The following is a 14,204-nucleotide window of genomic DNA, read 5'->3' on the forward strand; positions in this document are numbered from 1 at the left end:
TATGAGAACTGATGTTATCATCATGGTCCTTATTTATGAGGTCCTGGTGGTCATCGGGATCGGCGTGCTGCTGATCATCCGGGACCGCAAAAAGAATACCGGCGACAGCTTTGCGGTAGCAGGCAGAAGCATGGGCTTCGGTTTGCTGGTGCCGACCATGACGCTGACGGCTTTGGGCAACCCCCATATCGTAGGCCTGTTTGAGATGTCCTACGGCATGGGTGCCGTGGCTCTGTGGTTTGCCTTTGCCAACACCGTGCACTTTGTAATCCTGTGCCTGTGCACTGGTCCCTGGCTGCGAAAGATGAAGGTGGCGACCGTGGGTGAGGCGCTGGATAACCTGTACGGGAAAAAGGTAGGCCTCGGGATATCCTGTGCCATGTCCGGCGTGACCTTCGGTGTGCTCACCGTGGAATGTCAAGGCGTGGGGATCATCATCAACGCCCTGACTGGCTGGGATTTATCCATCGCTATCGTTGTGGGCGGTGTATTCGGCATGCTTTACGTACTGCTGGCCGGTATGAAGCAGGTAGGCAGCGTCAATATGATCAATCTGGTCATCCTGTACATCGGCATCGTTGCCGCCACCATCTGTATCGCAATGACCTTGGGGGGAGGCTTTGATTCCGTACGGGCCTACTATGAGAGCGACGTGACCACCAGATTTATGACAAATGTGTTTGGAACGCCGTCCCTGTGGTTCAGCTTTGCCCTGGCCAATATCATTTCGGTTGCATTCTACGGCCCCATCAGTCAAGCCAATACACAGGCCCCCATGTCTGCGAAGAATACCAAGATGATTCGCCGGGCTTTGTGGATCGTGGCTCCGATCAACGGCTTGTTCGGCGTATTTTCCGTGATGCTGGGCCTGACGGCCCGCTCGATTCCCGAGTATGCCGAGCTGGGGGCCACCTCGGCCGCCATTACGATGCTGGTGGACCGGCTGCCCAACTGGGTATGCGCACTGCTGCTGGCCTCCTGCATGGCGGCCTGCCTGTCCTCCTTCGCCATGACGTCCCTGGGTTGCGGTACGATGTTCGGCTATGATATCTTTAAGGGCCTTTATAAGCCTGACGCTACCGACAAGCAAGTCACGCTGGTCATACGGATCGTGGTGGTAGTGGTCTGCGTCGCCGCGATCTCCATTGCCGTGGGCATCTCCTCTATCATCGGGGCCATGAACTGGGTCTTCGCCTGGATCGTGCCGGTCTTTTGGCTGTTCCTCTTCGGATTGTTCTGGAAGCGCAGCAGCAAAGTGGCCGGCTGGACACTGGGCATTACCTGGATTGTCAACTGCCTGTGGTCGCTGACCGGTCTGCCGGCATTGTTTGGCACCACCGCCGATGCAGTCCCCAATGGCTACGTGACGCTCGTCGTAGGCTTGGTCTGCTGCATCATCGGCAACTTGATCGTGAAGGGACAGCCTGGTCTCTGGAGCAAAAGGGCCAAGGCCCTACAGCGGCAATCAATAAGCAACGCGTGAGGAGGCGAGCGAAATGTTCTGGATGCTGTTTTTAAAGGCGCTGGGTGTGATTGCGGTTATTGTACTGATCGGAGAGGGAGTGTTCTGGGCATACCACGCCAAACACCCGATCGATGACGGCGATGACGAGGACTAAGGAGGCTGAAATTATGTCAACGACAATGAGTTGGATGATCGGCGTTTTGGCGGTCATGGCGGGTTATGGAATCTTTTCCGTAATCGGGCTGTATGTAGCCGGAAAGCGGAAAAAGGAGCAAAAAGAAAAAAAGTAATCTTCAAAACCAACAATGGAAAGGAATGGATAAAGTATGGAAAGCGAGATCAAGAAATACGGTTGTTTTGTCAAGGGCGTGGAGCAGAAGTATCCCAACGTTGCACCCGGCACCCCCATCTACGCCAACGCCGTGGTGGTGGACAACATCGTGTATGTGTCGGGGATGACCGCCCAGAAGTTTGAGGACGGCAGCTGTACCACCAACACCATGCAGGATCAGATGTGGGTGGCCCTGAGCAAGATGAAGCAGGTCTTGGAGGAGGCGGGCAGCTGCCTGGAGAACGTGTTCAAAACGTTTATCATGCTCAAGGACATCAAGGATTACCCGGTCATGCGCGCCACGGAGCTGAAGTTCTATCAGGAATACGCCCCCGAGCTGGCGGAGCATCCCGCCGCCAGCACCATCCTGCAGGCGGGCTGCCTGGCCCGTCCGGAATTCCTGGTAGAGATCGAGTGTATGGCCGTGCTGAACAGGAAAAAGGACTGACCGAAAAAGAGAGCGCTGCTTTACTGCGCGACAGGCGTTCGCCGACCCAGAGACGGCAAAACAGATTTGCCCCGCCGCCGGAACGGGCCCTTGCCGTTTCGGCAGCCTCCAGCCGCTCAGGACCATGGTCCTGAGCGGCTGTTTTTGCAGGAAGGGCGCAGTGCGCTCTTGTGGTGGGGACGGTTTTCTGCTATACTCATTTTAATTCGAGCCTTTGCAGTCAGGAGGGACGCCCATGGGGCCTACGCCGCTGTATGACGCCCTGCGGGCGTTTGCCGGGCAGGACGCCCTGCGTATGCACATGCCGGGGCATAAGGGCAAGCCCCTGCCCGCGCCGGAGCTGGCGGGGCTGGCGGCGCTGGATGTTACGGAACTGGGGCCCACCGGCGATCTGTTTGCAGGCGGCGGGCCCATCGGCGCGGCGGAAGCGCTGTGGGCGGCCCGGTTCCGGCTGCCCAACTGCCTGTTCCTCACCGGCGGCTCCACCCAGGGGGTGCTCTGCGCCCTGACCCTGGCCTGCGCGCCGGGGGAGGGCGTGCTGCTGGACCGGGACAGCCACCGTTCGGCCTATAACGCGCTGGCGCTGCTGGACCTACGCCCCGTCTGGCTGGAGCGGCCCTGGCTGGAGGGGCCCGGCGCGGCGGGCCCGGTGACGCCGGCTGCGGTGGATGCGGCCCTTGCCGCCCACCCGGAGGTGCGCGCGGTGTTTCTTACCAGTCCCACCTACTACGGCGTGCGCTCCGACCTGCCCGCCCTGGCGGCGGCGGCCCACGCCCGGGGCTGCGTGCTGGTGGTGGATGCGGCCCACGGGGCCCATCTCCCTTTTTTGGGAGACTGGGATCTTTCCGCCGCTGACCTGGCGGTGGTCTCCGCCCACAAGACGCTGCCCGCGCCGGGACAGACCGCCCTGCTGTTTTCTTCGGACCGCTTCCCGCAGCAGGCGCTGCGCCGGGCGGCGGCGCTTTACGGCAGTTCCAGCCCGTCTTACGTGTTCCTGGCCGCGCTGGACGTGTGCCGGGCCTGGATGGAGGAGACGGGGGAGCGGGCCTATCGGAAGACGGCGGCTGCGGTGGAGCGCCTGCGCGCCCGCTATCCCGCCCTGCGCCCGTCCGACGCACCGCTGGACCCGTGCCGCTTCGTGCTGTGTACCCCGGACGGCCTTGCCGCCCGGGCCCGGCTGGAGGAAGCGGGGATCTATGTGGAGCTGGCCGACCGGGGCCATATCCTGTGTATCCTCACGTGCATGGATACGCCGGAGGACCTCGCACGCCTGACCGCGGCGCTGGACACGCTGCCGGCCGGCCGCCGGCGCCTGCCCCCGCCGCCCCCTCCGCCGGAGGCGGTCCTGACGCCCCGGCAGGCCCTGTTCGCCCGCCGGGAAACGCTGCCCCTGCATGCCGCCGCCGGGCGGGTTTGCGCCCAGCACCTGGCCCCCTATCCGCCCGGGATACCCATCGTGGCCCCGGGAGAGCGGATCGAGAAAAAAACTGTCGCATATTTCGAGCGAATCGGTTATAATATGGTAGAAGATATCCAGGTCGTCCACTGATGCGTGTGTGTACATTGTTCGGAGGGCCGTCTTCCGCCAAGGAGGGATAACAATGAAACTGATCCTTGCCATCATCAACCATGACGACGCCAACACCGTCACCCAGGCCCTCACCAAGAAGGGGTTCTCCTCCACCAAGCTGGCGACCACCGGCGGCTTCCTCATGGCCGGGAACGTCACGATCCTGGTGGGCGTGGACGAGGAAAAGGTCCAGTCCGTCATCGATATCATCCGGGAGCACTCCCACAGCCGCAAGCAGATGATCCCGACCACCACCGAGATGAGCTACGGGTACTATCCCAGCATGCCCGTGGAGGTCGTGGTGGGCGGGGCCACCATCTTCGTGATGGATATCGAGCGCTTCGAGCGGGTCTGATGGACCTGTCACAGCTGGCGGGCAACGCCCCTCTGAAGCGGCAGCTGGAGCTGGAAACCGCCCGGCGGGGCCTGTCCCACGCGTACATTCTCAGCGGGCAGCGGGGCTCGGGGCGGCATACCCTGGCCCGGCTGCTCTGCGCTGCGCTGGTCTGCACCGGAGCGGGGGAGCGCCCGTGCCGGAACTGCACCCCCTGCCGCAAGGTGCAGCAGGGGATCCACCCGGACGTGCGCTGGGTGGGGGATGACGGGAAGGATATTACGGTAGGACAGGTGCGCGCGCTGCGCAGCGATGCGTATATCCGGCCCAACGAGGCGCAGCGCAAGGTCTATGTCATCGAAAATGCCCAGACGATGAACGCCAGCGCCCAGAACGCCATGCTCAAGCTGCTGGAAGAGGGGCCGGCCTATGCCGCCTTTCTGCTGCTTACCGATAATGCCGCCGCGCTGCTGCCTACGGTGCGCTCGCGCTGCGAGGTCCTGGCCCTCTCGCCCGTCACGCAGGAGCAGGCGCTTTCCTGGCTGCGGGAGGCGTACCCGGACCGGCCCGCAGCCCAGCTGCAGGCGCTGGCCGGGCGGTGCGAGGGCCTGCTGGGCCGGGCCGTGGCGGAGCTGGAGGGCGTGCAGGCGGAGGACGAGGCCGTGACAGATACGGCGCTGGCCCTGCTGGAGCGGTTCGCCCAGCGGGATGAACGGGGCCTGCTGGAGCTGTGCGTCGGGCTGGAAAAGTGGGACCGGGACAAGCTGTGCGCCCTGCTGGAAGAGAGCGTGCAGCTGCTGCGCTGCGCTCTGTGCTGCGCCGTGGGCCGCACCGACGAGACCGACGCACGCAGGCAGGCCGCCGCGCGGCAGGCCGCCGGCGCGCGCAGCGCCCGGGAGCTGACGGCGGCGGTGGACAAGCTGGAGCGGCTGCGTACCGCCTGCGGCTTCCATGTGGGCGCGGGGCACCTGGCCGGATGGATGGCTGCCGCGCTGTTTTCCTGATTTACTACGGGCGCGCCGCGCCCGGTTCGGAGGAACGCTATGACCGAGATCATCGGCGTCCGCTTTAAGAGCGGAGGCAAGCAATATTACTTCGACCCCAAGGGCGTTGCAGTGCAGAGCGGCCAGGGAGTCATCATCGAGACCTCCCGGGGCCTGGAGTACGGAGAGTGCTCGCAGAGCAACACCATGGTGGAGGACGAGGCGGTGGTGCAGCCCCTGCGGGAGCTGGTGCGCATCGCGACCGACAAAGACCTGGAGACGGTGCGCCGCAACCGGGAGAAGGAAGAAAAAGCCTTCCTCATCTGCCAGGAGAAGATCGCCCAGCACGGTCTGGATATGAAGCTGGTAGAGGTGGAGTACAACTTCGAGGGGAACAAGATCCTCTTTTTCTTCACCAGCGAGGGCCGGGTGGATTTCCGCGCCCTGGTGAAGGACCTGGCCGGGGTCTTTCACTCCCGCATCGAGCTGCGGCAGATCGGCGTGCGGGACGAGGCCAAAATGCTGGGCGGGCTGGGCATCTGCGGAAAGCCCTTCTGCTGCGCGACCTTCCTGGATGAGTTCCAGCCCGTATCCATCAAAATGGCCAAGACCCAGAACCTCTCCCTGAACCCCACGAAGATCTCCGGCACCTGCGGGCGGCTGATGTGCTGCCTGAAATACGAGCAGGAGGCCTACGAGGACGCGGTCAAGCGCATGCCTAAGAATGAATCCTTCGTGGAGACCCCGGAGGGGGTGGGGACGGTGTCCCAGGTGAACCTGCTGCGGGAACAGGTGAAGGTCCGCCTGGAGGATGCGCCGGATTCCCCCAAGTGCTTCCATAACTGTGAGATCTGCGTGGTGCGCAACGGCAAAGGAAAACGGCCGGAGGGCTATGTGGCCCCACCCCCGGAGGAGCTGGCCAAGCTGCGCAAGGTGCCCCCGGCGGAGGAGCCCAAACGCCTTTCCGATACGCTGGATGCAGCCCTGTCCAGCCTGGGCGTGAACGCCCCCGCCGCGCCGGAGCAGCAGGAGCACAGCGGAGAGGCACGCCCCCGCCGCCGCGGGCGGGGAAAAGGGGGCGGCAGGAGCAACGCGGCCGAGGCCCCGGCCAGGCACCCGGAACAGGCTGCGCCCCAGACGGCCAAGCCTCCAAAGCCGGCCCGGGAGAAGAAGCCCCAGAGTCCCAAGGAACGCCCCGCCCCTCAGCAGGCTCATCCCGCTGAACCGGGGGAGAACGCGGGCGGCGAGGAGAAAAAGCAGCGCCGGCCCCGCCGCCGCTACCGGGGCAAGCCCAAGGGGGAACGGCCCCAGCCGCCCGCCCAGGGCGAATGAGATCACAGCGCCGCCCGACTAACGCCGGGCGGCGCTGTTTTTGACGGGGCCGCGGGGACAATTGATTCCCCCGACGGGACATGATATAGTAAGAAAGAGCCTTTGAAGACGGAGCGATCGGCTATGAAGAAATTGGCGGTGGGTATTCTGGCCCACGTGGACGCGGGAAAGACCACCCTCACCGAGGGGCTGCTCTACCGCGGCGGACAACTGAAAAAGCTGGGCCGGGTGGACCACCGGGACGCCTTTTTGGACACCGGGGCGCTGGAGCGGGAGCGGGGCATCACGATCTTTTCCAAGCAGGCCAGGCTCCCCCTGCCCGGGGCAGAGGTCACCCTTGTGGACACGCCGGGGCACGTGGATTTTTCCAGTGAGATGGAGCGCACGCTCCAGGTGCTGGATTACGCGGTCCTGGTCGTCAGCGGGACGGACGGCGTGCAGGGGCACACCCGCACTCTTTGGCGGCTGCTGGAACAGTACCGCATTCCCGCCTTCCTGTTTATCAACAAGATGGATCTGCCCGGCGCGGACCGCGGCGCTGTGCTGGAGCAGCTGCGGACGCAGCTGGGCGAGGGATGCGTGGACTTCGGCCAGCCGGAGGCCGCGCTTTGGGAGCAGGTCGCGCTGTGCGGGGAGGAGGCGCTGGAGCGCTATCTGGAGCAGGGAAAGCTCAGCCACCGGGACGCGGCGGAGCTGATCCGCCGGCGCAGGCTGTTTCCCTGCCTGTTTGGCTCGGCCCTGCGTCTGGAGGGGGTGGACGCGCTGCTGGAGGTGCTGGAACGGGATACCCTTGCGCCCGTGTACGGCCCGGATTTCGGCGCGCGGGTCTATAAGATCGCCCGGGACAGCCAGGGGGGGCGGCTGACCTGGCTGAAGGTGACGGGCGGGACGCTGCGGGTGAAGGACCTGGTGACCAACCGGCGGGCCGGACTGCCGGAGGATCGGGTGTGGTCGGAGAAGGTGGATCAGATCCGGTTCTACTCCGGAGAGAAATACCGTCTGGCGGAGCAGGCCCCGGCGGGGAGCGTGTGCGCCGTTACCGGATTGAGCCGCACGCTGCCCGGCGAGGGGCTGGGGGCGGAGCGGACGGCGCCCGCGCCCCAGCTGGAGCCGGTGCTCACCTATCAGGTGCTCTTGGAGGAAGGGGCCGATCTTCACGCCGCCCTGGACAAGCTGCGCCAGCTCCAGGAGGAGGACCCCCAGCTGCACATCGTCTGGAACCGTTCGCTGCGGCAGATCCACGTTCAGCTTATGGGCGAGGTCCAGCTGGAGGTGCTGCAGCGCCTGATCGCCGACCGGTTTGGCCTGGCGGTCTCCTTCGGTCCCGGAAGCATTGTCTACCGGGAGACCATCGCCGCGCCGGTGGAGGGGGTGGGCCATTACGAGCCCCTGCGCCATTATGCGGAGGTCCATCTGCTGCTGGAGCCGCTGGAGCGGGGGAGCGGACTGCAATTTGCCGCCGACTGCCCCGAAGACCGGCTGGAGCGGGGCTGGCAGCGGCTGATCCTGACCCATCTGGAGGAAAAGGAGCACCTGGGCGTGCTCACCGGCTCGCCCATCACCGACCTGCGCATTACTTTGGTAGACGGGCGGGCCCACGAAAAACATACCGAGGGGGGCGACTTCCGCCAGGCCACTTATCGGGCGGTGCGCCAGGGCCTGATGGAGGCGGAGAGCGTTCTGCTGGAGCCCTGGTACGACTTTCGCCTGGAGGTGCCCCAGGCGTGCGTGGGCCGGGCTATGCACGATCTGCAGCGTATGGGCGGCAGGACGCAGCCGCCCGAGACCGGGGGGGAGTCGGTGCTGCTGACCGGGGCGGCGCCGGTAGCCGCCCTGCGGGACTATGCCCGGGAGGTGGCCGCCTATACCCGGGGGAGCGGACGGCTGCTGTGTGCGCTGCGGGGGTACGAGCCCTGCCGGGAGCAGGCGGCCGCCGTGAGGGCGCGGGAGTATGACCCCCTCCGGGATCTGGACAACCCTGCGGATTCCATTTTCTGCACCCATGGAGCGGGTTTCAGCGTGCCCTGGGACCAGGTGAAGGCCCGGATGCATGTGGACAGCGGCCTGCGCCTGGGCACGGAGGAGCCGGACGGGCGGGAAGCGGAGCAGCCCGCCCGCCGGGGCGGGAGCTACGCCGCCGGAGCGGCGCTGGACCAGGAGCTTCAGGCCATTTTCGAGCGGACCTACGGCCCCGTGAAGCGGCGCCCCATCCCGCCGCCGGCCCGGCCCCGGACGGAGAGCCAGCAGGAAAAGCGCAGTGTGCCGTCCCGGCCGGAGGAGCCGGAATACCTGCTGGTGGACGGATACAATATCATCTTTGCCTGGGATGAGCTCAAGGATGCGGCGCATGCCAGCCTGGACGCGGCCCGGCAGCTGCTGATGGATCTTTTGAGCAATTATCAGTGGTTCCGCAGCTGCGTGGTGATCCTGGTGTTCGACGCGTATAAGGTCCCCCGCGCCACCCAGGACGTGAGCCGGTATCATAACATCTACGTGGTATATACCAAACAGGCGGAGACGGCGGACGCCTACATTGAGAAGGCTACCTACGAGCTGGGCAGGCACCATCGGGTGCGGGTGGCCACCTCGGACGGAACCGAACAGCTCATCATCCTGGGCCATGGGGCCCTGAGGCTGTCCGCCCGGGCGTTCCGGGCGGAGGTGGAGCAGGCGGGCAGCCAGATGGCGGCCATTCTGGCGCGGAACAACCGGCGGGAGCGATCCGGGGCCGTCCAGGCCGCCCTGGAACGGGCGGCGGAAGAAAAAGGAGACAAAATGAAAGAAAACCGGTAGAAAGTTGCAAAGTCGGCAGAAGCGATCCTTATACGCCACAATCGTTGCCGCGGCGAAGGCGCAGAAAATCGCGGTTTTACCTGCTTGACAAAAATTTTACCACATGGTATTTTTAAATTACCAAATACGGGAACGATCCGGCGCAGAATTGCTGAAGATGCAACGGCGGGACGGGCACGGCAAGGGCGCTGAGAGGTTGGTTCTCAGCGCCCTTTTTTATCGCCCGATTTCTCGTGCAGGAGGTGGAAACAGAAGGAAAGCAGGTTGCATCAGGATGGTATCATCATTCATAAGGAGGAAGGAAGAATGACTCAAAAGACCAAGTGCTCCAAGCGCGTGCGGGGAGTGTCCCTGCTGCTGGTGCTGGCGATGCTGGCGTCTCTGCTGATGCTGCCCGCCTCCGCTGCCGAGACCGCTTCGCTGGAGGTATCCGGGAGCAGCATCTACCTGTCTGAGGAGGGACAGTCCTTTACCGCCAAGCTGACCGTTCCTGCCAGCCAGGTGAGCGGCGATGTTCAGGCCTGGGCCGAGGGCCTTACCTGGACCCTGAGCCGGGACAAGAGCGAGCAGGACCCTGCGCTCTACCCCTACTGCTACACCGGCGACGAGCTGAAGGACTGGCAGTCGTGGGGCACCAACGGTACCGACGGCGCCGGCTACTTTGAAGTGGGCGAGCCGGTTGCCGTCTCCGCCGATGGCAAGGTCACCGTCACCCTGACCTTCACCAACAACGCCTTTGTGGTGAACAAAGAGGGCGCCAACGCCCTGGGCGGGAACGGCGTATCGAACCGCAACGTGTATATGAGCTTCACCGGCGACTATGATCTGGCGGCCAGTGTTGACGGAAAAGTGCTGGCCAGCACCGTGATGGACGTCAGAATGTACGCCAGTTATCTGCATTATTACGAATCCTATGAGACACTGAAGGAGATCCAGAAACTGGCGGAAGAGAACGGCCGCTATCTGGGCATTGAGATTTACGGTGAGTCGGAAGGCGGCTATCCCCTGATTTATGCCTACCTGTCCGACAGCGAGAAATCTGTATCGGACTTTATGTCTACAAACGCGATTGCCGAGACCGATCCCGCCGCCCTGCAGGCGAGAATCAAGGAGGGCAAGCTGGGCGGCAAGGATTACCGCATCCCCTTCCTGATCAACAACGTGCACCCGGACGAAAACCCCGGCGCAGACGCTCATGTCAACCTGCTGCGCACGCTGGCCACAGAGGACACCATCAGCTACTGGACCCTCACCGGCCTGCTGGAGGGCGAGGTGGACACCTCCCTGTTTGACCCCAAGGTGGCTGCCATCGACGGCTTCACCGGCCTGGGCTCCCACCGGATCAGCGGCAGTGAGGAAACCGGCCACAATACCGGCAAAGAGGACGCCAGCGAATACTATACCATCAGCGATGAGATCGTGGTGGATGTGGACGAGATCCTGGATAACATCATCTTTGTCTGTGTCCCCAACGAGAATGCCGACGGCCGCACTTACAACTCCCGCCGCAACGGCAACGGCTTCGATCTGAACCGCGACGCATCCAACCAGACCCAGAACGAGACCTATTACCTCTACCAGGTGGTCAACAAGTGGAATCCCGTGGTCTTTGCCGAACTGCACGGCTACATGGAAGAGTACCTGATCGAGCCCTGCACGCCTCCCCATGAGCCCAATATGGAGTATGACATCCTGGTGGAGAACTTCCTGAGGGGCGCCGAGGCCTGGGGCAGGGCTTCCCTGGGCAGCATGTCCGCCGACGGCTCCTATGACTATAAGTTCCAGTCCTACTACACCCCCCTGCGCGACGACTTTACGCCCGGCGTGGGCTGGAGCGCCTGGGACGATCTGTGCACCAACTACGGCCCCAGCTATGCCATGCTCAACTGCGGCGCCATGGGCTACACGGTTGAGATCCCCTGCTCCAACGAGGCCAGCACCCGCGTTCTGGAGTACGGCCTGTACGGCATGATCGACTATGTGATGGAGCATAAGGACGACATCTACCGCAACCAGCTGGAGTTCTTCCGCCGCGGCGTGGAGAACGAGGACCACCGTGCCGACATGGAAAAGTGGTACGTGGACATGAGCAACAATACCCTGGAGAGCGACACCTGGCGCGTGCCCTACGCCGAGAACGGCAAATACTTCCCCGAGTATTACGTCATCCCCGTGGATGCCGAGAGCCAGCGCGACACTGCCGACGCCTGGGCCATGGGCGGCTTTTTGACCCGTAACGGCGTTGAGGTGCGCAGGCTGACCGCCGACGTCACCGTGGGCGGCACCACCTACAAGGCCGGGTCTCTTGTGGTGGATATGTACCAGGCCAAGCGCAACTATGCCAACACGGTGCTGTGGCAGGGCGCCGACGCCTCCAGCTCCGGCTTCCCCGACCTGTATTCCGAGTCTGTCTCCAACTTCCCCGAGATGCGCGGCTTTGACTGCGTCCCCGTCGCCACCGTGGGCGCGTTCAGCGGCAAGCTTTCCGACGTGCTCACCGACTTTGCCGGCGAGAGCCTGCTCTCCGGCTCCGGCGCGGCTGTGGTCCTGTCCAACAACGGCGCCGAGGCCGTCCGCGCCGTTAACGCCCTGCTGGACGAGGGCAAGACCGTCGGTATGATCACCGAGGGCGCGTATCAGGGCGACTTCCTGGTCAGCAACGCGGTCTTTGCCTCCGTGAAGGACGAGTTCGTCCTCACCGGCACCGCCGTCAGTGAGCTGCCCGTGGCCTATGCCATTTCGAAGCCCACCGTTTTCCTGGCCGGACGCTATGATGCGTTCTCCGGCTATCAGATCACCGAGGGCTATTATGCGCAGTGGTTCTCGGACGGCTACGGATTCATCAATTACCGCAACGTCCACCAGAACGGCACCTCCAACTACGATGTGATGGCCTATGACAAGCAGCTGGGCTTTACCATTACCGACGAGCCGGCCCAGGCGGACGTGATCGTGGGCAACGTGGCCCTGAATCAGGGAGAGAGCGGTGCGGCCGCCGTGGCCGCCGTCAAGGCGGGGGTCCCCTACATCGCCACCGGCACCAGCCCCCTGAAGTACATCCAGGAAAACCTGATCACCGATCTGGAGTATGCCAGCCTGGGCATGGAGGCCCTGCACACGGTGGAGTATCCCACCGCCAGCCTGATCACCGCCAGCCAGGTCAAGGATGCGGACAATGTCATCTATACCTACAACTGCGGCGTGATCACCTCCGTACCCGAGGGCGCGCAGGTGCTCATCAAGGCTGCCGATCAGGACGCCTTCCTTGCCGGCTGCTGCCTCAATGAGGACGGTACCCCCCTGGATGGCTATGTGGAGGCCTTCGCCATCGAGCGCTCGGGCATGGACATCACCGTCTTTGCCAACTCCACCAATAACCGCGCGCACCAGCAGGACGACTATCAGTTCGTCACCAACGCCATCTATGCCAAGAGCCTGACCGGGGCCGCCCTGACCGCGGCCGCCCTGGACCAGCCCGCGCCCAAGGGCTTCTCCGACGTGAGCGCCGGCTATTGGGCCGCAGAGGGCATCCGCTACGCGGTGGCCAACGGCCTGATGACGGGCACCTCCGCCACCACCTTCGCGCCGGCCGCTACCACCACCCGCGGCATGCTGATGACCGTGCTGGCCCGTCAGGCCGGCGAAGATACCACCGGCGGCAGCGTGTGGTACGAGAAGGGGATGGAATGGGCCAAGACCGCGGGCGTGTCCGACGGCACCAACCCCGGCGGCGCCATCACCCGCGAGCAGCTGGCCACCATGCTCTACCGCTATGCGCAGAGCAGGGGGGACGACGTGAGCATCGGCGCGGATACCAACATCCTCAGTTACAATGACGCCCAGGAGATCAGCGAGTGGGCCATTCCCGCCATGCAGTGGGCCGCGGGCGAGGGGATCATCACCGGTAAGACCGGCGGTCTGCTGGACCCCGCCGGCACCGCCTCCCGCGCCGAAATGGCCGTCATCCTCATGCGCTTCCTGGAAGCGTAAGCAGACCGGTCTCCGGAATCAAAACAGAAACAGCCGCCCGCCTTCCATCGGAAGGCGGGCGGCTCAGCCTGTCGAAAAAGGCCAAAGGCCTTTTTCGACAGAGGGATGCATGACGGACAGGGCTCGATTCTTTCAGAAAAGTCGCCCTGTCCGTCATGAGAGGTGTCATTTCCGACGCACGTGTCGCCGGAAATGACGGAGCTTCCTTTCCTTCCGTCGTCTGCGGACGGCTCAGCTCTGCCATGCTCTTCTCCAGGAGGGTTTTTCGGCAGCCTGATCCAAATCTCCGGTACAGCAGGGGATTGTGCCCGCGCCGGGCCGGGCCGCCCCGGACGGCCCCCTATACGTACTCGTAATCGGAGAACTTGGTCTCGCCCTGCTTGATGTCCTTGGTCTCGCCCACAAATTTGCCCATCACATGGCAGTCCGGGCAGGCGCCGTAGTCCGGGTCGGACATCAGGTCGATGGGATAGCGGTATTTCTTGCCGCATTCCGGGCACTCATAAAAAAAGAAATAATCTCCCCAGGTCATTTTGCACATCCTCCATCGCGTTGCGTTTGCGTTCGTTTTATTCCAGGCCCTGCCGCAGCACGGCCGGCCTCCGGGATCAGGCGCTCCCTTCCGCCTGCCCGGCCGAGCGGGCCCGCTCGGCCCGGACCGCATCCCGGCGGCGGATGCTCTCCTCCAGCCCGGGCCGGGGCCGTTGGCCGATCGCGTCCCGCCAGCCGGTCAGCCACCGGCGCAGCTCCTCCAGCCCCTCGTCGCTGAGCGGGAAGGTCCGCGTCTCCTCCACCCGGCTGTCCTCATAGCGCCAGGGCCCTTCCCACACCTCGGCGGCCAGGCCTTCCTCCCGGGGCGTCACCCGGTAGCGCAGCGCGCCGGCGCTGGCTGTCCAGAAGTTTTCATTTTGAAAATGGGAGAGCACAGGCAGAAAAAAGTCTTCCATGATTCCTACTC

At 64.0% G+C, this 14,204-nt stretch carries 12 protein-coding genes; 10 read left to right on the forward strand and 2 right to left on the reverse strand.

Annotated features, from left to right (window positions below; all coding sequences use genetic code 11):
* Position 1 precedes the first annotated feature (1 nt).
* The 10 genes from NE547_RS13410 to NE547_RS13455 all read left to right on the forward strand — a co-directional run bounded on the left by NE547_RS13410 (position 2) and on the right by NE547_RS13455 (position 13,246).
* A complete protein-coding gene (locus NE547_RS13410; protein WP_186907467.1) occupies positions 2-1,483 on the forward strand; it encodes a sodium:solute symporter family protein in 1,482 nt (493 codons plus the stop codon).
* A 13-nt stretch (positions 1,484-1,496) separates the two neighbouring features.
* Positions 1,497-1,619: a hypothetical protein gene (locus tag NE547_RS13415; RefSeq protein WP_256176168.1), complete on the forward strand. Its 123-nt coding sequence runs from the start codon at positions 1,497-1,499 to the stop codon at positions 1,617-1,619.
* Between the two features lie 13 nt (positions 1,620-1,632).
* Positions 1,633-1,755, forward strand: coding sequence for a hypothetical protein (locus tag NE547_RS13420; RefSeq protein ID WP_256176169.1), 123 nt, complete (start codon positions 1,633-1,635; stop codon positions 1,753-1,755).
* 36 nt (positions 1,756-1,791) lie between these two features.
* On the forward strand, positions 1,792-2,244 hold the full coding sequence (locus NE547_RS13425; protein WP_186907468.1) for a RidA family protein: 453 nt from the start codon (positions 1,792-1,794) through the stop codon (positions 2,242-2,244).
* Between the two features lie 235 nt (positions 2,245-2,479).
* Positions 2,480-3,793: an aminotransferase class I/II-fold pyridoxal phosphate-dependent enzyme gene (locus tag NE547_RS13430; RefSeq protein WP_186907469.1), complete on the forward strand. Its 1,314-nt coding sequence runs from the start codon at positions 2,480-2,482 to the stop codon at positions 3,791-3,793.
* 52 nt (positions 3,794-3,845) lie between these two features.
* On the forward strand, positions 3,846-4,169 hold the full coding sequence (locus NE547_RS13435; protein ID WP_256176170.1) for a cyclic-di-AMP receptor: 324 nt from the start codon (positions 3,846-3,848) through the stop codon (positions 4,167-4,169).
* Entirely contained in the window at positions 4,169-5,152 is a 984-nt protein-coding gene (locus tag NE547_RS13440; protein ID WP_256176171.1) for an AAA family ATPase, read from the forward strand. The genes NE547_RS13435 and NE547_RS13440 overlap by 1 nt, the downstream gene beginning before the upstream one ends.
* A 39-nt stretch (positions 5,153-5,191) precedes the next feature.
* Complete coding sequence (ricT, locus tag NE547_RS18665) at positions 5,192-6,463, forward strand: regulatory iron-sulfur-containing complex subunit RicT (protein WP_370866851.1); 1,272 nt, start codon at positions 5,192-5,194, stop codon at positions 6,461-6,463.
* A gap of 123 nt (positions 6,464-6,586) precedes the next feature.
* Complete coding sequence (locus NE547_RS13450; RefSeq protein ID WP_256176172.1) at positions 6,587-9,256, forward strand: translation factor GTPase family protein; 2,670 nt, start codon at positions 6,587-6,589, stop codon at positions 9,254-9,256.
* Positions 9,257-9,562: 306 nt separating this feature from the next.
* A complete protein-coding gene (locus tag NE547_RS13455) occupies positions 9,563-13,246 on the forward strand; it encodes an S-layer homology domain-containing protein (protein ID WP_256176173.1) in 3,684 nt (1,227 codons plus the stop codon).
* A gap of 340 nt (positions 13,247-13,586) precedes the next feature.
* Here the strand turns inward: NE547_RS13455 and NE547_RS13460 are convergent, their stop codons facing one another.
* Entirely contained in the window at positions 13,587-13,778 is a 192-nt protein-coding gene (locus NE547_RS13460; protein ID WP_186906336.1) for a hypothetical protein, read from the reverse strand.
* 76 nt (positions 13,779-13,854) lie between these two features.
* Positions 13,855-14,193: a hypothetical protein gene (locus NE547_RS13465; RefSeq protein ID WP_256176174.1), complete on the reverse strand. Its 339-nt coding sequence runs from the start codon at positions 14,191-14,193 to the stop codon at positions 13,855-13,857.
* Positions 14,194-14,204 lie beyond the last annotated feature (11 nt).

It is taken from the genome of Flavonifractor sp. DFI.6.63 (assembly GCF_024462255.1).
Classification (GTDB): Bacteria; Bacillota; Clostridia; order Oscillospirales; family Oscillospiraceae; genus Lawsonibacter_A; species Lawsonibacter_A hominis.

Coding starts and splice junctions, on each gene's coding strand:
- NE547_RS13410 (WP_186907467.1), top strand. CDS start 2: ATGAGAACTGATGTTATCATCATGGTCCTTATTTATGAGGTCCTGGTG.
- NE547_RS13415 (WP_256176168.1), top strand. CDS start 1,497: ATGTTCTGGATGCTGTTTTTAAAGGCGCTGGGTGTGATTGCGGTTATT.
- NE547_RS13420 (WP_256176169.1), top strand. CDS start 1,633: ATGTCAACGACAATGAGTTGGATGATCGGCGTTTTGGCGGTCATGGCG.
- NE547_RS13425 (WP_186907468.1), top strand. CDS start 1,792: ATGGAAAGCGAGATCAAGAAATACGGTTGTTTTGTCAAGGGCGTGGAG.
- NE547_RS13430 (WP_186907469.1), top strand. CDS start 2,480: ATGGGGCCTACGCCGCTGTATGACGCCCTGCGGGCGTTTGCCGGGCAG.
- NE547_RS13435 (WP_256176170.1), top strand. CDS start 3,846: ATGAAACTGATCCTTGCCATCATCAACCATGACGACGCCAACACCGTC.
- NE547_RS13440 (WP_256176171.1), top strand. CDS start 4,169: ATGGACCTGTCACAGCTGGCGGGCAACGCCCCTCTGAAGCGGCAGCTG.
- ricT (WP_370866851.1), top strand. CDS start 5,192: ATGACCGAGATCATCGGCGTCCGCTTTAAGAGCGGAGGCAAGCAATAT.
- NE547_RS13450 (WP_256176172.1), top strand. CDS start 6,587: ATGAAGAAATTGGCGGTGGGTATTCTGGCCCACGTGGACGCGGGAAAG.
- NE547_RS13455 (WP_256176173.1), top strand. CDS start 9,563: ATGACTCAAAAGACCAAGTGCTCCAAGCGCGTGCGGGGAGTGTCCCTG.
- NE547_RS13460 (WP_186906336.1), bottom strand. CDS start 13,778: ATGACCTGGGGAGATTATTTCTTTTTTTATGAGTGCCCGGAATGCGGC.
- NE547_RS13465 (WP_256176174.1), bottom strand. CDS start 14,193: ATGGAAGACTTTTTTCTGCCTGTGCTCTCCCATTTTCAAAATGAAAAC.